The sequence below is a fragment of the Vibrio sp. OPT18 genome, assembly GCF_015163615.1.
Classification (GTDB): Bacteria; Pseudomonadota; Gammaproteobacteria; order Enterobacterales; family Vibrionaceae; genus Vibrio; species Vibrio coralliirubri.
This window is the reverse complement of sequence record NZ_JADDYK010000036.1, coordinates 63,878-88,172: the sequence shown is the minus strand read 5'-3', so window position 1 is coordinate 88,172 and position 24,295 is coordinate 63,878. Positions and strand designations below refer to the sequence as shown.

At 44.8% G+C, this 24,295-nt stretch carries 23 protein-coding genes; 12 read left to right on the top strand and 11 right to left on the bottom strand.

Translation table 11 applies throughout. The features are described from left to right. The first annotated feature begins 26 nt into the window (after nt 1–26). The 5 genes from surA to IQQ51_RS08465 all read left to right on the top strand — a co-directional run bounded on the left by surA (nt 27) and on the right by IQQ51_RS08465 (nt 4,418). Nucleotides 27–1,325 carry a peptidylprolyl isomerase SurA gene (gene surA / locus IQQ51_RS08485; RefSeq protein ID WP_193840821.1) on the top strand — a complete coding sequence of 433 codons (1,299 nt, stop codon included), beginning with the start codon at nt 27–29 and terminating at the stop codon, nt 1,323–1,325. Beyond that, nucleotides 1,312–2,304, top strand: coding sequence for a 4-hydroxythreonine-4-phosphate dehydrogenase PdxA (gene pdxA / locus IQQ51_RS08480; protein WP_193840820.1), 993 nt, complete (start codon nt 1,312–1,314; stop codon nt 2,302–2,304). Before surA ends, pdxA begins: the two co-directional genes overlap by 14 nt. Continuing rightward, entirely contained in the window at nt 2,301–3,116 is an 816-nt protein-coding gene (rsmA, locus tag IQQ51_RS08475) for a 16S rRNA (adenine(1518)-N(6)/adenine(1519)-N(6))-dimethyltransferase RsmA (protein WP_017062942.1), read from the top strand. Before pdxA ends, rsmA begins: the two co-directional genes overlap by 4 nt. Nucleotides 3,117–3,204: 88 nt before the next feature. Then, complete coding sequence (gene apaG, locus IQQ51_RS08470) at nt 3,205–3,585, top strand: Co2+/Mg2+ efflux protein ApaG (protein WP_004735899.1); 381 nt, start codon at nt 3,205–3,207, stop codon at nt 3,583–3,585. Between the two features lie 29 nt (nt 3,586–3,614). Continuing rightward, a complete protein-coding gene (locus tag IQQ51_RS08465) occupies nt 3,615–4,418 on the top strand; it encodes a symmetrical bis(5'-nucleosyl)-tetraphosphatase (RefSeq protein WP_193840819.1) in 804 nt (267 codons plus the stop codon). 74 nt (nt 4,419–4,492) lie between these two features. Here IQQ51_RS08465 and folA read toward each other — a convergent pair whose 3' ends face one another. The 6 genes from folA to rplU form a co-directional block, all read right to left on the bottom strand. Further along, nucleotides 4,493–4,972, bottom strand: coding sequence for a type 3 dihydrofolate reductase (gene folA, locus IQQ51_RS08460; RefSeq protein WP_048614861.1), 480 nt, complete (start codon nt 4,970–4,972; stop codon nt 4,493–4,495). 35 nt (nt 4,973–5,007) lie between these two features. Continuing rightward, nucleotides 5,008–5,481 carry a threonine/serine exporter family protein gene (locus tag IQQ51_RS08455; RefSeq protein WP_017062945.1) on the bottom strand — a complete coding sequence of 158 codons (474 nt, stop codon included), beginning with the start codon at nt 5,479–5,481 and terminating at the stop codon, nt 5,008–5,010. Beyond that, nucleotides 5,481–6,248 (bottom strand): threonine/serine exporter family protein, encoded by a 768-nt coding sequence (locus IQQ51_RS08450; protein WP_193840818.1) that lies wholly within the window; start codon nt 6,246–6,248, stop codon nt 5,481–5,483. The genes IQQ51_RS08455 and IQQ51_RS08450 overlap by 1 nt, the downstream gene beginning before the upstream one ends. Nucleotides 6,249–6,576: 328 nt before the next feature. Then, nucleotides 6,577–7,749 carry an Obg family GTPase CgtA gene (gene cgtA / locus IQQ51_RS08445; RefSeq protein WP_017061377.1) on the bottom strand — a complete coding sequence of 391 codons (1,173 nt, stop codon included), beginning with the start codon at nt 7,747–7,749 and terminating at the stop codon, nt 6,577–6,579. Nucleotides 7,750–8,072: 323 nt separating this feature from the next. Continuing rightward, complete coding sequence (gene rpmA, locus IQQ51_RS08440) at nt 8,073–8,330, bottom strand: 50S ribosomal protein L27 (RefSeq protein WP_004735905.1); 258 nt, start codon at nt 8,328–8,330, stop codon at nt 8,073–8,075. Between the two features lie 19 nt (nt 8,331–8,349). Continuing rightward, nucleotides 8,350–8,661 (bottom strand): 50S ribosomal protein L21, encoded by a 312-nt coding sequence (gene rplU / locus IQQ51_RS08435; protein ID WP_004740823.1) that lies wholly within the window; start codon nt 8,659–8,661, stop codon nt 8,350–8,352. Between the two features lie 268 nt (nt 8,662–8,929). On the opposite strand from rplU, the gene ispB reads away from it, so the two are divergent. Then, entirely contained in the window at nt 8,930–9,901 is a 972-nt protein-coding gene (ispB, locus tag IQQ51_RS08430; RefSeq protein WP_050651963.1) for an octaprenyl diphosphate synthase, read from the top strand. 103 nt (nt 9,902–10,004) lie between these two features. Here ispB and IQQ51_RS08425 read toward each other — a convergent pair whose 3' ends face one another. After that, complete coding sequence (locus IQQ51_RS08425; RefSeq protein WP_017061375.1) at nt 10,005–10,196, bottom strand: hypothetical protein; 192 nt, start codon at nt 10,194–10,196, stop codon at nt 10,005–10,007. Between the two features lie 123 nt (nt 10,197–10,319). Next, a complete protein-coding gene (gene mdh, locus IQQ51_RS08420; RefSeq protein WP_009847834.1) occupies nt 10,320–11,255 on the bottom strand; it encodes a malate dehydrogenase in 936 nt (311 codons plus the stop codon). A gap of 332 nt (nt 11,256–11,587) precedes the next feature. Here mdh and argR point away from each other — a divergent pair, with 332 nt between their 5' ends. From argR to IQQ51_RS08400, 4 genes are all read left to right on the top strand, one after another. Continuing rightward, nucleotides 11,588–12,058 (top strand): transcriptional regulator ArgR, encoded by a 471-nt coding sequence (gene argR / locus IQQ51_RS08415; protein WP_004740827.1) that lies wholly within the window; start codon nt 11,588–11,590, stop codon nt 12,056–12,058. A gap of 342 nt (nt 12,059–12,400) precedes the next feature. Continuing rightward, a complete protein-coding gene (locus tag IQQ51_RS08410) occupies nt 12,401–13,369 on the top strand; it encodes a TAXI family TRAP transporter solute-binding subunit (RefSeq protein WP_017061374.1) in 969 nt (322 codons plus the stop codon). Nucleotides 13,370–13,624: 255 nt separating this feature from the next. Next, entirely contained in the window at nt 13,625–16,204 is a 2,580-nt protein-coding gene (locus tag IQQ51_RS08405) for a TRAP transporter permease (RefSeq protein WP_193840817.1), read from the top strand. Nucleotides 16,205–16,311: 107 nt separating this feature from the next. Continuing rightward, the gene (locus tag IQQ51_RS08400; RefSeq protein WP_048609641.1) at nt 16,312–16,749 is read left to right on the top strand and encodes a universal stress protein; all 438 of its coding nucleotides are present in this window, start codon (nt 16,312–16,314) and stop codon (nt 16,747–16,749) included. An 85-nt stretch (nt 16,750–16,834) separates the two neighbouring features. On the opposite strand, the gene IQQ51_RS08395 is transcribed toward IQQ51_RS08400, so the two are convergent. Further along, nucleotides 16,835–17,797, bottom strand: a complete 963-nt coding sequence (locus IQQ51_RS08395; protein WP_193840816.1) for a D-2-hydroxyacid dehydrogenase — start codon at nt 17,795–17,797, stop codon at nt 16,835–16,837. 34 nt (nt 17,798–17,831) lie between these two features. Next, on the bottom strand, nt 17,832–18,566 hold the full coding sequence (locus IQQ51_RS08390) for a pseudouridine synthase (protein WP_193840815.1): 735 nt from the start codon (nt 18,564–18,566) through the stop codon (nt 17,832–17,834). Nucleotides 18,567–18,724: 158 nt separating this feature from the next. Between IQQ51_RS08390 and IQQ51_RS08385 the strand changes: the two genes are divergently transcribed. Further along, a complete protein-coding gene (locus IQQ51_RS08385) occupies nt 18,725–20,002 on the top strand; it encodes an NRAMP family divalent metal transporter (protein WP_193840814.1) in 1,278 nt (425 codons plus the stop codon). Nucleotides 20,003–20,113: 111 nt separating this feature from the next. Here the strand turns inward: IQQ51_RS08385 and rapA are convergent, their stop codons facing one another. Next, nucleotides 20,114–23,023 carry an RNA polymerase-associated protein RapA gene (gene rapA, locus IQQ51_RS08380; RefSeq protein WP_017062952.1) on the bottom strand — a complete coding sequence of 970 codons (2,910 nt, stop codon included), beginning with the start codon at nt 23,021–23,023 and terminating at the stop codon, nt 20,114–20,116. Nucleotides 23,024–23,489: 466 nt separating this feature from the next. Between rapA and IQQ51_RS26825 the strand changes: the two genes are divergently transcribed. Next, nucleotides 23,490–24,295 (top strand): PIN domain-containing protein (locus IQQ51_RS26825; protein ID WP_228012748.1); only part of this gene is annotated, 806 nt, incomplete at its 3' end.

Here is a 24,295-nt window from a genome sequence, read left to right as displayed (position 1 = left end):
ACATCAGTAAATTTAAAGGATTACACATGACATTGTGGAAACGCACATTAATTGCTATCGCAGCGACTTGTACTTTATCAACAAGCTTTGCAGCGCCGGTAGAGCTCGATAGCGTAAAAGTTATCGTTAACGAAGGCGTTATCTTGCAAAGCGACATCGATGCCTCGATGAAGACGCTGCGTGCAAACGCTAAAAAAAGCGGTCAAACATTGCCATCGCAAGACGTGCTCAATGAACAAGTGCTCGAAAAACTGATCATCGATACAATTCAAACTCAAGAAGCGGAACGTATTGGCGTTCGTATTGATGATACTAGACTTGATCAAGCAATCGAAGGCATCGCGAAAGACAACAATCAAACGGTTGAACAACTTACCGCATCGGTTGCGGAAGAAGGCCTTAGCTATAATGCGTTTCGTGAGCAAGTAAGAAAAGAGATTGCGGCAAGTGAAGCACGTAATGCCTTAGTTCGTCGTCGTATCAATATTCTTCCTGCGGAAGTCGATAACCTAGCAGATATCTTAGCTCAAGAGACTAACGCGACCGTTCAATACAAAATTGGCCACATTCAACTGCGCTTTAATGATGACCAAACCAAAGAAGAGTTAGAAGCTCAAGCTACTGAACTGGTTGAAGAACTAAACTCAGGCAAAGATTTCAGCACCATGGCTTATACTTACTCTAAGGGCCCTAAAGCACTGCAAGGTGGTGATTGGGGTTGGATGCGTAAAGAAGAAATGCCAACCATCTTTGCTGATCAAATCAAAATGCAAAATAAAGGCAGCATCATCGGTCCTTTCAGAAGTGGCGTTGGTTTCCATATTCTAAAAATTGAAGATGTGAAAGGCTTAGAAACCGTAGCAGTAACGGAAGTGAATGCTCGTCATATCCTGATTAAGCCAACCGTAATCTTGAGTGACGATGGCGCGAAGGAACAACTTGAAGAGATCACGCGCCGCGTAAACGCAGGGGAAGCGAGCTTTGGTGACCTTGCACAACAATACAGTCAAGATCCAGGTTCTGCAGTACAAGATGGTGAGCTAGGCTACCAAACACCAGATTTGTATGTACCAGAGTTCAAACACCAAGTAGAAACGCTACCTGAAGGTAAGATCAGTGCGCCATTCAAAACCGTACACGGTTGGCACATTGTTGAAGTACTAGACCGTCGCGAAGTAGACCGTACCGATTCAGCTTTGAAAAACAAGGCTTACCAAATTCTATTTAACCGTAAATTCAACGAAGAAGCTGGCGCTTGGCTGCAAGAAGTAAGAGCAAGTGCGTTTGTTGAAATGGTTGAGGACGACCAAGATGACAACAACTAAACGTATTGTCATAACCGCAGGTGAACCAGCAGGGATAGGTCCAGATTTGACTCTGGCTCTATCTCAAGAAAGCTGGCCTCATCAACTCGTGGTTTGTGCTGATAAAACACTGCTATCCGAGAGAGCCAAAATTCTTGGTATCGACGTTGATCTGATAGATTATGACGCAAACGCAGCTAAGCAACCGCAACGCGCCGGCACACTGGTAGTGAAACACGTTCCACTTGCTGAAACGGCAGTCGCAGGTCAACTCAACGAAGCTAATGGTCATTACGTATTAAATACTTTAGAAACCGCAGCAATTGGCTGTATGAATGATGAATTTGATGCTATTGTCACCGGCCCTGTTCACAAGGGTGTAATTAACCGAGCTGGCGTTGCTTTTAGCGGCCATACCGAGTTCTTTGCAGAGAAGTCCAATACACCACTGGTGGTGATGATGTTGGCAACTGAAGGGCTGCGTGTTGCGCTAGTAACAACGCACATCCCACTAGCTTATGTATCTCAAGCAGTGACCGAAGACAGATTAGAGCAGATTATTGCTATTCTGAATAAGGATTTGGTTGAGAAATTTGCTATTGAAAAACCAACTATCTACGTATGTGGCTTGAATCCACATGCTGGTGAAGATGGTTGTTTAGGGCGTGAAGAGATTGAAACCATCACCCCAACGCTAGAAAAAATTCGCCAAAAAGATGGCATCAATTTAGTTGGCCCATTGCCAGCGGATACCATCTTTAATGAAAAATATTTGCAAGATGCAGATGCTGTTTTAGGTATGTATCACGACCAAGTACTCCCGGTATTGAAATACAAAGGGTTTGGTCGCTCAGTGAACATCACGCTTGGCTTACCGTTTATTCGCACATCAGTCGACCACGGTACCGCCTTAGACTTGGCAGGGAAAGGCCAAGCCGATACAGGGAGCTTTAGAACAGCGCTCACGCACGCCATTGAATTAGTAGAGAAAAAGCAATGAGAAATGATGTCCACTTAGGGCACAAAGCGCGTAAACGTTTTGGTCAAAACTTCCTTAACGATCCATACATTATTGATGGCATCGTATCGAGCATTAACCCACTACCAGGTCAAAACTTGGTAGAGATCGGTCCTGGTCTAGGCGCAATTACTGAGCCTGTGGGTAAGCTTGTCGATAAATTTACCGTTATCGAATTGGATAGAGACCTTGCAGAACGTCTTCGTAACCATCCAGATCTTGCTGACAAGCTAACGATCCGTGAAGGCGATGCGATGAAGTTCGACTTCCAAGAACTGGTTAAGCCAAACAATAAGCTACGCATCTTTGGCAACTTGCCATACAACATCTCTACACCATTGATGTTCCACCTTTTTGAATTCCATAAAGACGTGCAAGACATGCACTTTATGCTTCAAAAAGAAGTGGTTAACCGTCTAGCTGCAGGCCCTGGCAGCAAAGCTTACGGCCGCCTTACTGTAATGGCTCAGTACTACTGTAAAGTAACGCCGGTGTTAGAAGTGCCACCAACGGCCTTCGTTCCGCCACCGAAAGTAGACTCAGCAGTCGTTCGCCTACAGCCATACGAAGTGCTGCCTTACCCGGCAAAAGACCTGAAATGGCTTGATCGCGTATGTCGTGAAGGCTTTAACCAGCGTCGTAAAACAGTTCGTAACTGCTACAAGAGCTTAATCGATAAAGAAGTGCTTGAAGAGCTAGGTATCAACCCAAGCATGCGTCCTGAGAACTTAACGCTCGAGCAGTTTGTCGACATGGCAAACTGGTTGTACGACAGTCACAACGCTGACAAATAAATAAAAAAGGCTCCTACACTTCGGTTAGGAGCCTTTTTTATGTAATACTTTAATTACATTAAGTATATCAACAACAAAAGGTGCGAATATGGATATATCTACGCCTTGTATCAAATGCCAGGTTCACTCTAAGTACATAGAAGAACAATCTGAGCCAACGAAGAATCGTTATGTCTTCGCCTACATTATTACCATCAAAAATCTAAGTAAAACAACGGTGCAGCTTATGTCTCGCCGCTGGTTAATTACCGACTCTAACGGCAAGCAACTCACCATTGAGGGTGATGGTGTGGTTGGGCAACAACCCGTGATTGAAGCTAACGACGAATACACTTACACGAGTGGTACTGTCATCGAAACCCCTGTTGGCGTTATGCAAGGTCACTATGTGATGACCGATAACAAGGGCATTGATTTTATTACCGAAGTTGACCCATTCAGACTCGCAATCCCTAATATTCTTAATTAGCCGTACATCCGTATCTACAGGAAATTATTGTGTCGAATTATATTGTCGGGGACATCCAAGGGTGCTTCGACGAACTTCAATTACTGCTTGAAACTATCAGCTTTGATAAACACCAAGATACTTTATGGGTCGCCGGAGACTTAGTTGCTCGAGGCCCTAAGTCATTGGAGACACTACGCTTTATTTGTAGCCTTGGTGACGCAGCTAAGGTTGTACTAGGCAACCACGACTTACACCTTCTGGCGGTCTCCTTAGGGCTATTTCCAGCGAAACCAAAAGATAAGACTCAAGCGATTCTTGATGCTGAAGATCGTGAACTGCTACTCGAATGGTTAAGACAACAGCCTTTGCTTCAAGAACACCCAGAGTTCGTGATGTGCCATGCGGGTATCTCACCGCAGTGGGGCCTAGAAAGAGCACGTGTTGAAAATCGAGAGATCGTATCCTTGTTAAAGTCCGATAAATGGCAATGGTTAATCGAAAACATGTACAGCAACGCACCTGATTTATGGCATCAGGATTTACATGATATTGAGCGCTATCGCTATGCGATAAATAGCCTGACAAGAATGCGTTTCTGTTTTGAAAATGGCCGACTCGACATGGCATGTAAGCTACCACCGAATGAAATAACCGATGAACCATTAGTGCCGTGGTTTGACCTTCCTCAACGCATAAAGCTCGATAAAACCGTTGTTTTTGGGCATTGGGCTGCGCTTGAAGGCTATAACGGAAAAGACGTGATTGGACTCGATACTGGGTGCGTCTGGGGAGGAGAGTTGACGATACTTCGCTGGGAAGATAAACAGTTCTTTACCCAAAAAGCGCTATAGAGATACGAGAAGCTTGCGCTACCTTGGTACAGTAACGCAAGTATTTTTCAGAGACTAGCTATTGATAACCACAGTTAACGCTCGAGAATCACAAACTCCATGTTGTGTTTGTTTTTCTCGTCAGCTTGATAACTCTCGTTAAAGCTCTGCTTCCAACCTTCACCCCAGTCAGGAAATTGTGTATCTCCATCGACGGCGAAATCGATGTAAGTCAGATACAACTTATCCGCTTTAGGTAAGCAGCTCTCATAAATCGAGCCGCCACCAATGATCATCACCTCTTCAACATCACTGAGCAGCTCTAGTGCCTGTTCAATAGAGGTTACCGTCGTTACACCTTCAATCTTTAAACTCTCATCACGGCTGATAACAATATTCGGCCGACCCGGTAAAGGGCGACCAATTGAGTCATAGGTCTTACGTCCCATCACGACTGGTTTACCCATAGTCGAGCGTTTAAACCATGCGAAATCCGCAGGCAAATGCCAAGGCATCTGATTGTCTTTACCAATTACACGGTTGTTCGCCATTGCCGCTATCATGCTGATGATCATAAATCGAATGTCCTGTCCCTAAAAGAAAATTAACGTTAGACAATAGGTCTACGGCGATAGAATAACAGCCCTGGCACAGCTAAGCCAACCGCCAGCCCTGCGATAATGAACATCGATTTTAAAAAGTTCTCCATCAACATTGCCAACAGCTCAGGCGTGTAGCCTGCCCTGTTAATCTCGACCATCGCAATCATCGCCTTGAAGGCAAACACACCTGGAACCATAGGAATTAGAGCTGCAACCGTAAACACCTTCGGATGTGCTAACAGTTTATGTGACCAATGAACCCCTATCATGCCAACGACAGTCGCGGCAAAGAACGTCGCCCATTCGATTGGAATACCAAAGTGCATCATCAGATAACGGCTACCATGACCGATAGAACCACCGAGTGCACAATAAATTAAAGCACGTTGCGGAACGTTAAACACCAATGCAAACCCAACCGCTGGAATAGCGGCGAAAAACATATCGTTGAGCAAACCTAAAAACAGTTCGAAAATACTCATTAACTCACCCACCCCCAAACATCCGACAGACTCATCGCCGCAACAATGCCCAAGCTTGTCGCCAAAGTTAATAAGCTGGCCATGGTAAAGCGCGCTAACCCCATATTAATATGGCCTTTAAGCATATCAGCGACGGAGTTAATCAGAGGGAAACCGGGTACTAGCATCAATACAGATGAAGCCATCACGATCGTGGGTTGACCGCCAATATTGTAAAGTACGGCTTGAGCAGAAATGGTAGTGGTAACGAATGCTGTGATAGCAAAATTTAATAGCGGATTGAAATGGCGATGACCAATCTCTTGTCTGACGATCATACCGCAAGCTGAAGCAATAAAAGTCATCATGAAAACTTGCCAGTCTCCACCCGCAAGGTGGCTAAAAGAGGCGCACGACAACCCTATCATCACAACCACTAACCATCGGTTGTAGCGCTCGGGGCTGATATTTTGAATCTTTTTATACGCCAAATCATAATCGAGAATTCCCTTCTCCATCATGATGCAAATGCGTTGAATGTCGGTGATAACCTGCATGTTAATGCCACGATCAGCACAACTTCGAGTTGTGGTAATACAGTGATCATCCATTACGGTAGTTACCACCAACGCATTGGCTGACAGTGCGACTTCAACCTCATTAACCCCACAAGCAATACCGATGCGGCGCATGATATCGCCAACCAGAGTGCTCTCTGCCCCGTGCGCCAATAACATTTGTCCTGATTGAGCGACGAGTCTTGAGATCGCTCTTTGCTTTGATGCCATGATTTCCTTCCCATAGGCGTTATACCAATCACAGTAAGTAAGTGATCAGAAATAGCGCAGGAAAAAAGCTTGAAAACAAGGCAGAGATTTTCGATAAGTAGTTATTCTACAATCAAAACCTCTAACGCAGTTATCGAGCGTTTTAACAAGCTAGGGTGACCAGTTATTTACTACGATTAGTATTAATTATCTAGAAATAAATTCTGCATTAAAATTCGACAGTACATAATGATTTAGATACAAAAAAACCGCAATTTTCATTGCGGTTTAATAAAACTATCAGTGTACTTGGAAGAAGCGACCGATGAGTTATGAGAAACTAAGAGGATTAGTCACGAACATAGATAACATGGCCGTCATCTTCTTCGTCATCCCAATCGTCCCAATCGTCGTCATCTTCAGTAACGACATTCTTACCGCTCATCGCATCTTTATGGTAGTCATCCCACATAAAGTCTACTTTTTCTTCTTCTTCAACTTCTACAACTTCGCGAGGTAGGTTTTCCATAAACTCACCTAGTTTGAAGCAAAGATCTTTGGTACCGATTTTATTCACAGCAGAGATCTTGAAGTACTCGCCTTCCCAGCCCAAAGCATCGATGATTTCTTGAATCTTTTCGTCTGCTTCGTCTTCTGGCATTAGGTCAACTTTGTTGAACACTAACCAACGAGGTTTCTGTGAAACTTTTTCACTGTATTGCTCAAGCTCATCAATGATCGTTAGTGCATTCTGAATAGGATCAGATTGATCGATCGGCATAATGTCGATCATATGCAGAAGAACACGACAACGCTCAAGGTGCTTAAGGAATCGGATACCAAGGCCAGCGCCATCAGCTGCGCCTTCGATTAGTCCTGGGATATCGGCAACAACGAAGCTCTTTTCAGGGACAACACTTACCACACCCAAGCTTGGGATCAAAGTAGTGAACGGGTAATCAGCCACTTTTGGTTTCGCAGCAGATACTGAACGAATAAAAGTAGATTTACCTGCGTTTGGTAGGCCAAGCATACCAACGTCAGCTAATAGAAGAAGCTCTAAACGCAGTTCACGAACTTCGCCTTTAGTACCCATTGTCTTTTGACGAGGAGCACGGTTAACAGACGATTTAAAACGCGTGTTACCAAGACCGTGCCAACCACCTTTACCAACCATCACTTTCTTGCCGTGTTCAGCAACTTCAGCAACGATTTCGTTGGTGTGGATATCAACTGCACGAGTACCTACAGGCACTTTCAGTGTAATGTCTTTACCACGTTTACCAGTACAGTTACCACCGCGACCGTTCTCACCACGCTCTGCGTTGTAAAAACGTTGGAAACGATAATCGATCAGCGTGTTTAAGTTCTCATCCGCTTGGATGTAAACATCACCACCGTCACCGCCGTCACCGCCGTCAGGACCACCTTTAGCGACGAATTTTTCGCGCCAAAAGCTAACTGTACCATTACCGCCATCACCGGCTTCTATTTTTACTACCGCTTCATCAACGAATTTCATTTTTTAACTCCGCACTTACGTTGCGTTACCACTCATCAAGGAGTGATATAAATTCTAGCAGATCCGTGTTTAGATCGATCACCTAAGATCTAGGCCGACCTGCAACCAAGGAACAAATAAGGAGAGGTTCTTTGCTTCTTATTTCTTAAAAACAAACGGCTTCTTAAAAACTAATCTGTTTATCAAAAAATAAAACGGCTTCTCAAAACCAAAACAAGAGCGTCTGCTTTTTTATTCTTGCTATAAATAAAAAACCCTGCCGAATCGGCAGGGCTTTTGAATTCAGCTTGAAAGCTAATAAAATAATCTAGTTAAAGATTAAATTACTCAGCTTCGATGCTTACAAACTTACGGTTTTTAGGACCTTTAACAGCAAATTTCACTTTACCTTCAGTAAGAGCGAAAAGAGTGTGGTCTTTACCGATGCCAACGTTTGTGCCAGCGTGGAACTTAGTACCACGTTGACGAACGATGATGTTACCTGCAAGAACAGATTCACCACCAAAACGCTTAACACCAAGACGTTTGCTTTCTGAATCGCGGCCGTTATTAGTAGAACCGCCAGCTTTTTTATGTGCCATTGTTAAACTCTCCTAATACTTAAGCGTTAATGCCAGTGATTTTCACTTCAGTGAACCACTGACGGTGACCAGCTTGCTTACGCGAGTGCTTACGACGACGGAACTTAACGATTTTTACTTTATCGCCACGACCGTGTTGTACTACTTCTGCAGTAACCTTGCCACCTTCAACAAGAGGTGCACCAACAGCGATTTCTTCGCCGTTAGCAACAAGAAGAACTTTATCAAATTCAACAGTTGCACCAGTTTCAACGTCTAATTTCTCTAAACGAAGTGTTTGACCTTCGCTTACTCGGTGTTGTTTGCCACCAGATTGGAAAACAGCGTACATATTTTACTCCGCTTTTTCCGCACAGCCTATGGTTGTTAATTGTACAACTCGGGTGTGCGCTAAACTAATCAATAGGGCGCAGATTCTACGGGAATCATGGCGCTATGACAAGCCATATTTTTAAAAAATTGGCGAAAACCTGTTCGCCAAAGAAAAGTGCGGCAATCATGCCCTTTAGCGATGTATTAATCAACGTTTTTTAGTGTATTATTCAACAATTAAATACAACGTATAAGCCTTACAGGGTCTAACTTCAGCCGGATGAACAATGGATTTTAAAGCTATCCAAACGCTTACTGCCAATGATATGGCAAAAGTGAATGAAACAATTCAAGCCCAACTTAATTCTGACGTAAGTTTAATCAACCAGCTTGGTTTTTATATCGTTAGCGGTGGTGGCAAACGCCTACGCCCTTTGCTTGCTCTTTTATCTGCTCGCGCACTTGGTTATCAAGGTGAAGCTCATATCACCTCTGCAGCCTTTATCGAGTTTATTCACACCGCAACCCTGCTTCACGACGATGTTGTCGATGAATCAGACATGAGACGCGGTAAAGCGACGGCCAATGCCGCTTTTGGTAATGCCGCTAGCGTTTTGGTGGGTGACTTTATCTACACACGCTCATTCCAAATGATGACAACGCTAGGATCCTTAAAGATCCTTGAGCTAATGAGTGAAGCGGTAAACGTGATTGCCGAGGGTGAAGTTCAACAATTAATGAACTGTAATAACCCGGACACCACAGAAGAAAGCTACATGCAGGTCATCTACTCGAAGACCGCTCGTTTGTTTGAAGCTGCAACGCAAATCGGTGCAATTCTTAGCGAATCATCACCAGAAATCGAAACGGCGATGCAAAACTACGGTAAATACCTCGGTACTGCATTCCAATTGATTGATGATGTGATGGATTACACTGCAGATGGTAAAGAGATGGGTAAAAACGTTGGTGACGACCTAGCCGAAGGCAAACCAACACTGCCTCTGCTTTACGCAATGCATAATGGCTCTCCTGAACAAGCAAGCATGATTCGTGAAGCGATTGAGAAAGCGAACGGCATGGAACGTCTTGACGACATTATGGCTGTAATGAAAGAGACAGGCTCTTTAGAGTACACAACAAATAAAGCCTACGAAGAGGCCGATAAAGCCATCGCTGAGCTTTCTGTACTTCCTGACTCAGAATATAAGCAAGCGCTAACCACGCTCGCACACTTAGCTGTTAAACGCAGTAAGTAAGCAGGTTAATAGACAACTCGCTTCTAGCTTCTATATAAATAACAAAAAAGAGCCTCTGGGCTCTTTTTTTGGTTTTCAACAAATATTTGTAGGTGGGCCAAATTCAATATCGACTGGCTTCTAATGATAACGGCAGTTGTGCTTCAATCTCTTCAAGCTCTTCCATTGGCACCGCGTACTGCTCATGCCCGTTGTAAGTCTCTACTAGGGCATACTGCTCTTGCTCATCAATGACCAACACTTTTCCTAAGTGCCCCAAATATTCGACATTCATACCTTTCTGAACAGTAGCCATAACATTTACCTTCACCTTGGTTTGGAGGTACATACGAATAGCTTGAACTTCAGGATCAAAAAAGCCGATCATAATGACCGGCCCTTATTAATTAGCTTAAGACTAAGTTAAATAGCGTTTTGCTTATTTAGCGAATTCAACACCAATCTCGATGTCGCCATTTAGCGTTTCAAGCATGCTATCTAAAGCGTTACGTTCGAAGTCGCTCAGCTCACCGTAGCTAAGGATCGCTTCAGCGCCCTCTTTGCCTAGTTTAACTGGCTGTGCGAAGAATGGAGCGTGCTCGCCTTCACCTTCAACGTATGCACATTCAATCACGTTTTCTTCACCTTGAAGTGCTTTAACTAGTGCAAGACCGAAACGACAAGCCGCTTGACCCATAGACAGTGTCGCACTGCCGCCGCCAGCTTTAGCTTCTACTACTTCAGTACCTGCATTTTGGATGCGAGTCGTTAGCGCTGCAATTTCTTCATCAGTGAACTCTACGCCTTCAACTTGAGAAAGTAGAGGAAGAATCGTTACGCCTGAGTGACCACCGATAACAGGAACACGGATGTCGCCTGGATCTTTGTCTTTTAGTTCAGCAACGAACGTTTCAGAACGAATCACATCAAGAGTCGTAATACCGAATAGACGACGCTTGTCGTAAACGCCCGCTTTCTTCAGTACTTCAGCCGCGATTGGCACTGTTGTGTTTACTGGGTTAGTAATGATACCAACACAAGCAGTAGGACAAGTAACTGCGATTTTCTCTGCAAGAGACTTAACAATGCCAGCGTTCACATTGAAAAGATCCGCACGATCCATACCAGGCTTACGAGCAACACCCGCTGAAATAAGTACAACATCCGCACCTTCTAGTGCTGGTGTTGGATCTTCACCCGCGTAACCTTTGATCGAAACAGGCGTTGGGATATGGCTAAGATCGGCAGCAACACCCGGTGTTACCGGAGCGATGTCGTAAAGTGCAAGATCTGAACCAGCAGGTAGGCGGTTCTTAAGTAGTAGGGCTAGGGCTTGACCGATGCCACCAGCGGCACCAATAACAGCTACTTTCATTGTTATTCTCCTTGAGAGCTTTCTCTTATAGATTCTTTGTAGGGTAATTCTTGAGCTAAATCTAAGTTAAAAAACTATATTAATCACAAAGTGATTACAATCAATTAACGCTAGCTTTGCGACTTCGCGCAAGTCAATAAAACCGTGCTACACAGCAAGTTCGCATTATGGCGATAATCGACTGAAATAACAAAATAAGTCGTCGCAAATAACACATTATTCTATTAAATATTTACAGTGATATGACTAACAAATTACAGGGATGTTTTGGCTAAAATTGAATATGTATGCGAGAATATGCAAACATCTTTGTTAATGAATAAGAATGACATATGCGCAATACAGAAAAGCAAGACAACTTAGTTCGTGCATTTAAAGCCTTACTAAAAGAAGAACGTTTTGGCTCACAAGGCGAAATTGTGGATGCCCTAAAACATGAAGGTTTTGAAAGCATCAACCAGTCTAAAGTCTCGCGTATGTTAACCAAGTTTGGTGCCGTTCGAACTCGTAACGCAAAAATGGAGATGGTTTACTGTCTTCCTGCTGAACTTGGTGTTCCGACCGTTTCTAGCTCTTTACGAGAATTAGTACTAGATATTGACCACAACAATGCATTGGTGGTGATACACACAGGCCCTGGTGCGGCGCAGCTGATTGCTCGTTTATTAGACTCACTAGGTAAGTCGGAAGGTATACTGGGCGTAGTCGCAGGTGATGACACTATCTTCATTACTCCAACGTTATCGGTTACCACTAAGCAACTGTTTGATTCAGTGTGCGAACTGTTTGAATACGCAGGATAATTGATCTCTGTTTCATAATTATCAACCTTACTAATGGATCACGAGTATCTATTTGCTTCGTGATCCAAATCACATCCTAGAATATCCATACCTCCCTTCCAAAATCACACTAAACCATTGATTTTAAAAAAATCAGTAGCAAATCAAACACGAGATCCAGACATCATTTGTTAGATTTTTTAGCTATATCTTTTAACATTCGAGTAATTTTCTGCCAATTTTTGATATTATTCAGCCACTTTTTCATCACATGGATTGAAAAAGGTGCCGTTTCCAAATAGGAAACTCCAGAAGCAACTACACTTGTTTCAGGGTTAATAATGAATAAAGGAAGGGAAATTCATGGCATTTACCAAACTTATTAAAGTTGGTGCTATTGCAGCTGCTGTAATGGGCGCTGGCGCTGTTAACGCTCAAGAGTTCATCACGATTGGTACTGGTTCAGTGACGGGTGTTTACTACCCAACTGGTGGTGCGATTTGTAAACTAGTGAACAAGGGCCGCAAAGACCACAACATTCGTTGTTCTGTAGAGTCTACTGGTGGTTCAATCTACAACGTTAACACCATCCGTGCTGGTGAACTAGATTTCGGTGTTGTTCAATCGGACTGGCAATACCACGGCTACAACGGTACAAGTAAGTTCAAAGATCAGGGCGAATACAAGAAACTTCGCGCTATGTTCTCGCTACATACAGAACCGTTCAACATCATCGCTCGTACAGATGCTGGCATCAACAATGTGTCTGACCTAGCAGGTAAGCGTGTAAACATTGGGAACCCAGGTTCTGGTGATCGTGCAACGATGGGTGTTGTAATGGACGCTATGGGCTGGACTAACGACAGCTTCAAGCTTGCTTCTGAACTTAAAGGTTCTGAGCGTTCACAAGCACTTTGTGATAACAAGATTGATGCATTCATCTACATGGTTGGTCACCCGAACGGATCAATCAAAGAAGCAACAACGTCTTGTGATGCAAAACTGGTTTCAGCAACAGGTCCACAGATCGACAAGATCGTAGCTGAAAACCCATACTACGCTTACAGCACAGTTCCTGCTGGTATGTACCGTGGTACTGACGCTGACGTAAACAGCTTCGGTGTTGCAGCAACAATGGTAACAACTTCAGACGTTTCTGAAGAAGTTGCATACAACGTTGCTAAGGCAGTATTTGAAAACTTTGACACTTTCAAACGCCTACACCCAGCATTTGCTAACCTGAAAAAAGAAGACATGGTTAAAGCGGGTATCTCTATCCCTCTTCACCCAGGCGCAGCAAAATACTACAAAGAAGTGGGTCTTCTAAAGTAACTCTACTTTAAGCCTACTACACCAATAAGGAGGCTAGCCCTCCTTATTGGCTTTTCACGTTTTATAAAAATAACTTAAGTGAAAAGAACAGCCCTTTAAGTTTCTCCAATTTGGAGGACTTACCTTCGTATCAAGCCTAAGACAAAGACGAACAAAAAACGCATTTCCCTATCCATTCACTACACTAGATAGGAAATAAATAACGTTTGGTTGTTCGTAAAAAAAGGCAGACCATCAATAATAAGGATAAAGTACATGACGCAGACAACATCACCGTCTCCAGATGTGCAAGAAATGGTGGCACAATCAGATACTGGTGCGCGTAGCCCTCGTGGTATCCAAGGCCGTATTTTATGGTTTGTGCCTCTATGTTGGTCACTGTTCCAACTTTGGTATGCATCTCCGCTGCCGTTCATTTTTAACTTCGCAATTTTAAACGACACTGAAGCTCGAGCAATTCACCTGACGTTTGCTATTTTCCTAGCCTTTACTGCTTATCCAGCCATGAAGAATTCGCCTAGGGATCGCATCCCCGCAGTCGATTGGATATTAGCGCTTGTAGGTAGCTTTTCAGCTTCTTATATCTATATTTTCTATACTCAGCTCGCTGAACGCTCAGGCGCACCAACAACATTCGATATTGTTGCGGCTGTATTCGGTATGGTTTTACTGCTTGAAGCAACACGACGCGCTTTGGGTCCACCTCTTATGGTTGTGGCAGCAGTATTCCTACTTTATACCTTTGGCGGCCCTCACATGCCGGACGTTATTGCCCACAAAGGTGCGAGCCTGAACAAGGCAATGTCGCATCTGTGGCTAACAACTGAAGGTGTATTCGGTGTGGCACTTGGCGTATCAACGTCATTCGTATTCTTGTTTGTACTGTTTGGTGCAATGCTAGAGCGTGCTGGCGCCGGTGCTTACTTCATCAAGGTCGCATTCTCACTGCTTGGTCACATGAAAGGCGGCCCAGCGAAAGCAGCCGTTGTTGCATCAGGTCTGTCTGGTTTGGTATCAGGTTCATCTATTGCAAACGTGGTAACCACGGGTACTTTTACTATCCCGCTTATGAAGCGTGTTGGTTTCCCTGGCACTAAAGCAGGCGCAGTAGAAGTAGCAGCTTCAACCAATGGTCAATTAACGCCACCTATTATGGGTGCTGCAGCCTTCTTGATGGTTGAGTATGTGGGCATTTCGTATGTAGAAGTTATCAAAGCCGCGCTACTGCCCGCTCTGATCTCTTACATCGCTCTGATTTACATTGTTCACCTAGAAGCATGTAAAGCAGGTATGACTGGCCTACCTCGTCGCCGCACGCCAACTATCGTACAGAGCCTACTGTCTTTCACTGGTACCATTTTAGGTCTGTGTGTTATCAGTGCCGCAGTTTACTACGGTGTCGGTTGGACGAAAGATGTCTTTGGCGATGCTGCAACACCAATCGTAACGGTGGCTCTATTAGTCGCTTATATCGCTCTGGTTCGTGTATCAGCAAAATACGCAGCTGAAGGCGGCATGGAAATCGATGCGGATCTCAAAGAAGTTCCAGATCCAGGTCCAACAATTAAATCTGGTTTGCACTTCCTACTGCCTATCGTAGTGCTAGTTTGGTGTCTAACCGTTGAACGTTTCTCGCCAGGTCTATCTGCATTCTGGGCGACCGTGTTCATGATCTTCATTTTGATCACGCAGCGTCCTTTAATGACTCTGATGAACAAATCTGACGATCTTGCAGAGCAAACTAAAGCTGGCTTCGTTGATCTCGCAGAGAGCTTGGTTTCAGGTGCACGTAACATGATTGGTATCGGTGTCGCGACAGCGGCTGCAGGTACGGTTGTAGGTGTGGTGACTCTAACGGGTATCGGCCTTGTAATGACGGATTTCGTTGAGTTCATCTCAGGCGGTAGCATCATTCTTATGTTGCTATTCACTGCGGTAATCAGCTTGATCTTAGGTATGGGCTTGCCAACAACGGCGAACTACATCGTTGTTTCAACACTGATGGCACCGGTAATTGTGACCCTAGGTGCAGCGCACGGCTTGATCATTCCACTGATTGCGGTTCACTTATTTGTGTTCTACTTCGGTATTCTTGCGGATGACACACCTCCAGTTGGTCTCGCAGCCTTTGCGGCCGCCGCGATTGCGAAATCAGACCCAATTCGTACAGGTATTCAAGGTTTCACCTACGATATCCGGACCGCGATCTTGCCGTTCATGTTCATCTTCAATACCCAACTACTGTTGATGGGCATTGATTCTTGGTGGCACTTAGCACTAACGATTTTCTCTTCTGTGACTGCGGTACTTATCTTTGCCGCAGCAACTCAAGGTTGGTGGTTCACCAAGAACAAGTGGTGGGAAACTATACTGCTTATCGTTCTGACCTTCTCTTTCTTCCGCCCAGGTTTCTGGTGGGACATGATTTATCCAGAGAAAGTTCTTTCACCTGGAGTTGAGATCGCTCAAATCACAGAAAACCTATCTGTGGGACAATCACTTGAATTGAGAGTAGGTGGCGAAAACTTAGAAGGTAACTATTCTGAGAAAACAGTTCGCCTTCCGTTTGAAGATTCTGCGACAACAAGTGAAGACCGCATTGCTTCAATGGGCCTAATGCTGACACAAGCTGACGACAAGATGATTGTTGATATGGTTGAGTTTGGTAGCCCTGCAGAAGCCGCTGGCATTGACTTTGATTGGGAAATTAAATCAGTTATCCAAGACGCAGAACGACCAATGAAAGAGTGGGTATTCTTACCTGCCCTACTGATTTTGATTGGTTTAGCGATGAACCAAAGAAGGCGTGCTCGTAAGGATGAGATTAGCGCGTAATGGATAGAGCCAAGTAGCGCTCTACTCTATTTGGCTTTTTTACTACATGGAAAAGATAATTACAGCGTTTGGTATGTACTAAGCGCTGCTCAAAAAGAGACGAATACATGTATAGACAAATCCTTGTTCCCGTTGATCTTAACGACAAAGGCTTTTCTGATAAAGCAGTCGAGCTAGCGGTATGGCACGCGAAACACAGCAATGCTGAAGTCCACATTCTGAACGTACTACCGGGCATTCACATGTCGATGGTTGCGTCTTACTTCCCGAAAGATGCAGCGAACCAAATGAAGCTTGATGTGAAAAATCAGCTCAAAGAGTTTGCTGACAAGCACATTGACGATGAAGTGGTGTATAAAGTTCACGTTGCCGAAGGCAAGACTTACACAACGATTCTAGATTACGCAGAAAAACTGGGCGCTGACCTTATCGTGATGCCTAGCCATAAGCGTTCGAAAATCGACAAAGTTGTGCTTGGTTCTGTTGCAAGCAAAGTGGTACAGAACTCACCAATCAATGTATTGGTAGTTAAGCCGCAAGGCTAAATCACTTAATCGACACAACGATCTAAAAAGGCTGGCCTAAAAGCCAACCTTTTTTGTTTTTCGTTCACGCAATTTAATTCTTCAATCAACTCACTAAGTTCTGCGGATTACCCGCAACAAACCCATCAATATTGTCGATTAAGATATCAGACAGCTTTTGAATTGAACTGTCACTGCCCCATGCCACATGTGGTGTCAGCAGTAAGTTAGGTAGGTGACTGTTGGCCAATAGTGGGTTCGAATTGTCTGCAGGCTCTTGTGTGAACACATCCATACCCGCACCTGCGATTTCATTACTTTTCAAAGCCTCAACTAGGGCTTGCTCATCGACAAGTCCACCACGGCCAGCATTAATTAACACCGCACTTGGTTTCATCATTGCTAGCTCTCGCTTTGAAATCAGGTTTCGAGTCGCTTCGGTCAACGGACAATGTAAGCTGATCGCATCCGCTTGCTGCAACACTGTATCAAAAGGTAGATACCCCTCTCGACAAAATTCCGCCCCTTTTCGCTCAGCAAAAATCACCTTCATACCTATCGCTTTAGCCAATATCGCAGTCGCTTGCCCTAAACTGCCACTACCAATTAAACCCAATGCACTACCAGCCACATCTTGAATAGGATGAGTAAAGAAACAGAACTGCTTATCCTTTTGCCACTCGCCGGCTTCAATGTCTTGATGGTAGCCAACCAGATTTCGTTTTAGCGTAAACAGCATAGCAATCACATGTTCAGGTACCGACTGAGTCGCATAGCCTTGCACATTAGCCACTGCGATATTGTTACTCTTGCAATAGTCGACATCGACATTATTGACGCCTGTCGCTGACACAGCGATCAACTTGAGTTGTTGTGCTTGAGCTAAATTATCAGCATTGAGCACAACCTTATTGGTGATAATAACATCTGCTCCGACAACTCGCTCAGCAACGAGTTCTGGAGCAGTAAAGTCATACTCTACCCACTCATGTTCAAAGCTGAGAGGTTTTAAATGGATTTGAGATGGGATGGTGGCTCTGTCGAGAAAGACCACTTTCAACTTCGGCATTGTACGTCCTTGAATTGGTATTGATGAGACCATTCTAAGCTTTTAGCTTACTGTAGTCTGGAAGCTCTGACGCAATTTCAAAGTGCAGCTCGATTTGTGGCGATGCTTGAGGATAAAACTCACACGGAACAAAGGCTTTGAACAACTGATCATTGGCCGGGTGATAAAAACTGAGTTCACACGCGTGCAGAGCCAACCTATCGCTATAGTTAAAAGCATCTGGTGTTGCATAAAACTCATCACCCACAATCGGATTCCCCATCTCCATACAGTGCACTCGCAACTGATGGGAACGCCCGGTAATTGGCAGTAATTTCAATAAGGTCGTTTGAGCCTCTTCTTGTTCCACCACATAGCGAGTCTGAGATGGCTTACCATCCTCGAAGCACACCTTTTGTCTTGGTCGATTTGGCCAGTCGCAAATAAGAGGAAGGTCAATCACGCCTTCTTTCTTTTCAACGGAACTCCATACTCGCGCGTAATAGAGTTTGTGTGTCAGTCGATATTGAAATTGCTTCTTCAAATGACGCTCAGCTTGTTTGTGTTTAGCGAGCAGCATCAAGCCCGATGTCGACATGTCCAATCGATGCACGACTTGAATCTCTGGAAATTCGACAACTAACCGACTCCACATACTGTCGTAATGCTCAGGTAACCTTCCTGGCACTGAAAGCAGGCCTGCAGGCTTGTTCACCACAAGAATATCGTCATCTTGATAAACAATATCAATCCACGGTTCACGCGGTGGTGTGTACTGTTCTAACGCCATTGAAGCCTCTTAATTGCTAGTTAATAAATAATTCACGTTTAATTTGTTTATAAATAAATACAATTTTCAACGTTTTCGTACATAAAAGTTGACGACTTTACAAAACATGGTATTGATAGGGTAACGGATAATAAGAAGTCAGCATCAAAGGAAAAACGATGGACAGTACGGTTAAAACCACCAACACAAAAGCACCAACCTCAGCTCCCCTATCAAGTTTAATTAAGTCTCTTGGCCCAGGCATTATGATGGCTGCAGCGGCTGTAGGTGGTTCTCACTTAGTCGCCTCAACCAAGGCGGGTGCGATTTATGGTTGGCAGCTTGCCGCGCTCATTATCCTCGTTAACGTATTTAAATATCCATTCTTCAGAGCCGGCATCCAATACACGCTAGGAACGGGTCAAAGCTTGGTGGAAGGTTACTCTAACCTAGGCCGCCCATACCTTGTGATCTTTTCGATCTTGAGTGCTATTTCTGCGGTCGTGAATACCGCTGCCCTGCTATTATTCAGTGCAAGCCTACTCAGTTACTTTGTTCCTTTCGATTTAGCCACCAGCACCTTGTGCATGATCGTTTTAGCGACCTGTTTGATCATTCTGTTTGCTGGCCATTATCGTGCTCTAGATACACTATCTAAAGCGATCATGGCGATCTTAACCATCACAACCTTAGCTGCAGTCGCCATTGCTATTGGCTCACCTGTCGAACCTGATGCTGCTTTTGTTCCGCCGTCGCCTTGGTCATTGGCTGCTATTGGTTTTATCGTGGTGACCATGGGTTGGATGCCTGCGCCTATCGAAATCTCAAGCATCACCTCTATGTGGCTAAAAAGCCAAAAAGAGAAGCAGGAAGTGACCGCACAATCAGCGCTGTTCGATTTCAATGTCGGCTACATTGGTACTGCACTGCTTGCTTTAGTATTTGTTGCGTTAGGCGCGCTAGTACTTCACGGTTCAGGTGTTGAACTGTCTCGCTCTGGTGTTGGTTTCACACATCAATTGGTCGGCATCTACGCTTCGACAATTGGTGAATGGTCTCGTCCATTAATCGCTCTTATCGCTTTCTTCTGTATCTTTGGTAGCACGATTACCGTTATCGATGGCTACTCACGCGTGCTTGCTGAATCACAGCGTCTATTATTCAAAAAAGATTCAAGCCCAAGAATGCTGCAAGGCTGGATCATCATTGTCTCTCTCGCGGCATTAGCGATTGTGATGTTCTTTAGCGCTGCACTGATGCCAATGCTTGATTTTGCGATGGTGCTTGCCTTTGCGACTACGCCATTCTTCGCGCTGCTTAACTTCATCTTGGTGAACAAAGCTAAGCTTCCAGAAGCCCTAGCCATTGGCAGCAAGCTAAAATGGCTGTCTATCGCGGGTCTTGTTTACCTGTTTGGTTTCTTAGCGGTATTTGTTTGGTGGAAGTGGTTGATGTAGCTCTTCTACCTATACATCTTTCAACAACCAATACAGCTTTCAAACGCTAGATAAAAATAAGGCCTTCATGATGAAGGCCTTATTTCGTTGAAGCATCTCGCTAATTCAAAACTAGTTGTGAGAAACCACAATTAAGCGTAATGAATCTAGCTGAACCTGAGCTTTGCTGATGTAACCAGTCAATTCATTGATTTGAGCTTCAATGACTTCTAGCTCTTCATCACGAATGTTAGGGTTCACGGCTTTAAGCGCTTGTAGACGCTCTAATTCACCGTTCAGGTTAGTCTGCATGTCTCGTTGAGCTTGTTCACGCACTTCTTCCACTTTAGGAAGTACGTGCGTCTCACCCGCTTCGATTAGCTTGTGAATTTCACCTTGTACCGAGTTAACTAGCTTGCTCGCTAGGTGACGGTTTACAGGGCTTAGTTGACGGTTAAAGCTGTCGAACTCAACCTGAGCTGATAAGTCATTACCACGGCCATCCATCATCAAACGAATTGGCGTCTTAGGTAAGAACTGGCTGATACCGCTGCGTTTCGGCGCTTGCGCATCCACAAGATAGACCAGCTCAAGCAGGATAGTACCTACTGGCAGCGCTTTGTTTTTCAGTAGCGATACCGCTGATGCACCAACACCTTCACTCAGTAGCAGATCGATACCGCCCTGAATCATTGGGTGTTCCCAGCTAATGAAGTTCATGTCTTCACGAGAAAGTGCAGTATCACGATCGAACGTGATGGTTGCTCCTTCGTATGGTAAGCCTGGGTAGCTTGGCACCATCATGTGCTCAGATGGTGTCACAACTAGCGCATTCTCACCCTTGTCGTCTTGATTCAATCCAATCGTATCGAACAGGCTCAGTGCAAACGTCACTAGGTTAGTATCGCCGTCAGTCGACGCGATCTTTTCTGCAATTTCATGCGCTTTGTCGCCGCCGTTTGAATGCATCTCTAGTAGGCGATCTCGGCCTTTTTCTAGATCTGATTTCAGGCTTTGATTTAGCTTGGCAGACTCTTCAATCACTTCATCAAGTTGCTCTGTGTTGCCAGAAGCCAGCATCTCGATAAGAACATCTGAGTACTTGTCGTAAACCGTACGACCCGTTGGACAAGTTTCCGCAAATGCATTCAGACCTTCATCGAACCAACGCGCAAGAATCGCCTGTGATGTGCCTTTAAGGTAAGGAACATGAATGTCGATATCACGCAGCTGACCAATACGGTCCAAACGACCAATACGTTGTTCAAGCAAGTCTGGGTTGAACGGCAGATCAAACATCACTAATTGATTCGCGAACTGGAAGTTACGACCTTCAGAGCCGATTTCACTACAGATAAGAACCTGAGCGCCGCCCTCTTCTTGAGCAAAGTAAGCCGCAGCTTTATCACGCTCTAGAATCGACATGCCTTCGTGAAATACAGTTGCACGTACACCTTCACGCTCACGCAGTGCTTGCTCTAATTGAAGAGCCGTACTTGCACGAGAGGCGATCACTAAGATTTTCTCGCTGCGCTTGTCTTGGATCTTTTCAATCAACCAGTTAACGCGTGAGTCAAACTGCCACCAGCTTGAATCTTCACCTTCAAACTCTTGGAAGATCTCTTCTGGGTACAGCATCTTCATTGCACGAGCTTCGGGAGCCATCTTGCCACCGATCATGCCAGATACACGCATTGAGGTTGTGTACTGCGTTGGAATCTCCATCGGCAGTAGGTTTACATTACGCTTAGGGAAGCCTTTGATTGCAGCACGTGTATTTCTGAAAAGAACACGGCCTGTACCATGGCGATCCATAAGGTTATCAATCAATTCTTGGCGAGCTAACGCTTGCTCTTCTTCGCTGCTATCACCTTCAATCACACGGAACAGAGGCTCAACATCTTGCTCAGAGAGCAGTTCCGTAATCTGGTTCTTCGCGCTGTTTTCAAGCTTCACGCCGGAGAACAATGCCGTTACTGCATCAGCAACCGGTGCGTATTGGTCTTCTTCTTCAACGAATGCTTCGTAATCGTAGAAGCGATCAGGATCAAGCAGACGCAGACGTGCAAAGTGGCTCTCACGACCAAGCTGTTCAGGCGTTGCTGTTAGTAGTAGCACACCAGACGTATTTTCCGCTAAGCCTTCAACCACTTGGTATTCACGGCTTGGTTTGTCTTGGCTCCACTCAAGGTGATGCGCTTCATCGACAACCAACAAGTCCCACTCGCCTTCAAGTGCTTGCTCGTAGCGCTTACGACTCTTACGTAGGAAATCCAAAGAACACAGAACGTATTGCTGGGTATCAAATGGGTTGTCTGATTCAGCAAACGCTTCAATACAACGCTCTTCATCGAAGATAGAAAAATGCAGGTTGAAACGGCGCATCATCTCTACTAACCATTGGTGTTGTAGAGTTTCAGGAACCACAATCAGAATGCGTTCAGCACGGCCAGACAGCACCTGTTGGTGGATGATCATGCCCGCTTCGATGGTTTTACCTAGGCCAACTTCATCAGCCAGTAAAACGCGCGGAGCGTGACGACGACCCACTTCATGAGCGATGTATAGCTGATGAGGGATCAAGCCAGCACGCATACCACACAAGCCACGCATAGGGCTCTTGTGTTGTTGGTACTGGTTGCTCAGCGCGCGGTAACGCAACACAAAGTTATCCATACGGTCGATTTGACCCGCGTACAGCTTATCTTGTGGCTTGTTAAAGCGGATCTGGTTGCTTAAGAAGATTTCACGCAGGGTGACTTCTGTTTCTTGGGTATCTTCGCGAGTACCTAAGTAGGTTAGCAGCCCTTTGTCTTCGATAACTTCCTCGACAGACAGAGACCAACCTTCTTGGCATTCGATGACATCGCCTACATTAAACGTTACTCGGGTTACGGGAGCATCAGTACGTGCATAAACACGGTTTTCTTCTGACGCTGCAAACATTAGTGTCACTGTGCGAGCATCCATTGCTACAACGGTACCTAAACCTAAATCGCTCTCCGTATCGCTTATCCAGCGTTGCCCCAAAGCAAATGTCATGAATCGACTACCTCAATCTTATAGTTGGAATTTGGTCTTCTTAACTGCAGTTTCAAACAAGAACGTTATCGCTCCTGAACTAAAAATATAGCCAAAAATGTCTAGTTTGCAGCCACTTTTTAAGTGCGCTCTCAATAATAAATATCTCGAGAAAATGGTGCAGAAAAAGGTCGCTAATCTTACTCGATGCTGTGATTTAGGTCACGCCTAAAGGAGATGATTTCATGCTTTTTTTCTGTTTTCGCCAGTGCAATCAAACTGTCAAAAATTCATGGTTAATCTATAGGTAGCAGATTGCTGCTCTCAAACGAATACGCCATGTTCACTCGTAACGATATGGCGCTGTTCCTCTAGATGAAGTTTAGGTGAGTAGTTGACTATCACCAAAATCAGATACTAATCTTTATATGAGCTTTATCTACGTTCAATGAATGCAAGGCAAGCCGCATGTCGGCAAGGAGATGCTATGGGCGAGACCAACCGGAAGCTATTTGTTTTAGACACCAATATTCTACTTCACGAACCCTTCGCTATATTTTCTTTCCAAGAGCACGATGTCGTTATCCCAATGACAGTGCTAGAAGAACTCGACAGAATCAAAGACAGTAAAAGAGACGTTGCTCGAGACGCGAGAATTGCGATTCGAACGCTCGAAGACCTGTTCAGGGAAGCCACACCAGACCAAATATCTGAAGGCATCCCTTTTTCTAAAGACATAAACGCATCTGGCAGTATTTCAATACTCGCTGACTACGAACTTCAAGAAAGCATCAAAGCCTTCGCCGATGACAAGGCAGGCGATAACCGAATCCTCAACGCAGTCCTCTATCTTCAAAATAAACGCGCGCCACGCGAAGTGGTTCTCATCACCAAAGACATCAACATGCGTTTGCGAGCCAAAGGCGCTGGTGTCCGTTTTGTTGAAGATTATCAAACCGACCAACTGATTGATGATATCCAATACCTCACCAAAGGCTTCCAACAACTGGAAGGCTCATTTTGGGATGGTATCGATAATGTCGAGAGCAGAAGCCTAGGCGGAAAGACGCTGCACACCTTAGCAAGAGCGCCGTTCGAGCCAACCTTCCTCAACCAATATGTGATTGACGAAGAAAGTGATTTTGCCGCTCGAGTCGAGGAGATTGAGCCGGAAAGCATTACACTGAGAGACCTCAGCCGCGAAAGGCTGATGAATCGCAGAGCGTGGGACATCACACCAAAGAACGTTTATCAAGGCATGGCGATAGATGCGCTGCTCGACCCTGATATTGA

What these genes read in the sequence shown, in the direction of transcription:
- IQQ51_RS08455 (WP_017062945.1), bottom strand. Translation starts at nt 5,481, where the DNA reads ATGAGTATTTTCGAACTGTTTTTAGGTTTGCTCAACGATATGTTTTTC.
- IQQ51_RS08395 (WP_193840816.1), bottom strand. Translation starts at nt 17,797, where the DNA reads ATGCCGAAGTTGAAAGTGGTCTTTCTCGACAGAGCCACCATCCCATCT.
- rapA (WP_017062952.1), bottom strand. Translation starts at nt 23,023, where the DNA reads ATGACATTTGCTTTGGGGCAACGCTGGATAAGCGATACGGAGAGCGAT.
- IQQ51_RS08390 (WP_193840815.1), bottom strand. Translation starts at nt 18,566, where the DNA reads ATGGCGTTAGAACAGTACACACCACCGCGTGAACCGTGGATTGATATT.
- apaG (WP_004735899.1), top strand. Translation starts at nt 3,205, where the DNA reads ATGGATATATCTACGCCTTGTATCAAATGCCAGGTTCACTCTAAGTAC.
- IQQ51_RS08400 (WP_048609641.1), top strand. Translation starts at nt 16,312, where the DNA reads ATGTATAGACAAATCCTTGTTCCCGTTGATCTTAACGACAAAGGCTTT.
- pdxA (WP_193840820.1), top strand. Translation starts at nt 1,312, where the DNA reads ATGACAACAACTAAACGTATTGTCATAACCGCAGGTGAACCAGCAGGG.
- IQQ51_RS08410 (WP_017061374.1), top strand. Translation starts at nt 12,401, where the DNA reads ATGGCATTTACCAAACTTATTAAAGTTGGTGCTATTGCAGCTGCTGTA.
- rplU (WP_004740823.1), bottom strand. Translation starts at nt 8,661, where the DNA reads ATGTACGCTGTTTTCCAATCTGGTGGCAAACAACACCGAGTAAGCGAA.
- ispB (WP_050651963.1), top strand. Translation starts at nt 8,930, where the DNA reads ATGGATTTTAAAGCTATCCAAACGCTTACTGCCAATGATATGGCAAAA.
- IQQ51_RS08405 (WP_193840817.1), top strand. Translation starts at nt 13,625, where the DNA reads ATGACGCAGACAACATCACCGTCTCCAGATGTGCAAGAAATGGTGGCA.
- IQQ51_RS08385 (WP_193840814.1), top strand. Translation starts at nt 18,725, where the DNA reads ATGGACAGTACGGTTAAAACCACCAACACAAAAGCACCAACCTCAGCT.
- argR (WP_004740827.1), top strand. Translation starts at nt 11,588, where the DNA reads ATGCGCAATACAGAAAAGCAAGACAACTTAGTTCGTGCATTTAAAGCC.
- rsmA (WP_017062942.1), top strand. Translation starts at nt 2,301, where the DNA reads ATGAGAAATGATGTCCACTTAGGGCACAAAGCGCGTAAACGTTTTGGT.
- IQQ51_RS08425 (WP_017061375.1), bottom strand. Translation starts at nt 10,196, where the DNA reads ATGGCTACTGTTCAGAAAGGTATGAATGTCGAATATTTGGGGCACTTA.
- surA (WP_193840821.1), top strand. Translation starts at nt 27, where the DNA reads ATGACATTGTGGAAACGCACATTAATTGCTATCGCAGCGACTTGTACT.
- folA (WP_048614861.1), bottom strand. Translation starts at nt 4,972, where the DNA reads ATGATCATCAGCATGATAGCGGCAATGGCGAACAACCGTGTAATTGGT.
- cgtA (WP_017061377.1), bottom strand. Translation starts at nt 7,749, where the DNA reads ATGAAATTCGTTGATGAAGCGGTAGTAAAAATAGAAGCCGGTGATGGC.
- rpmA (WP_004735905.1), bottom strand. Translation starts at nt 8,330, where the DNA reads ATGGCACATAAAAAAGCTGGCGGTTCTACTAATAACGGCCGCGATTCA.
- IQQ51_RS08450 (WP_193840818.1), bottom strand. Translation starts at nt 6,248, where the DNA reads ATGGCATCAAAGCAAAGAGCGATCTCAAGACTCGTCGCTCAATCAGGA.
- mdh (WP_009847834.1), bottom strand. Translation starts at nt 11,255, where the DNA reads ATGAAAGTAGCTGTTATTGGTGCCGCTGGTGGCATCGGTCAAGCCCTA.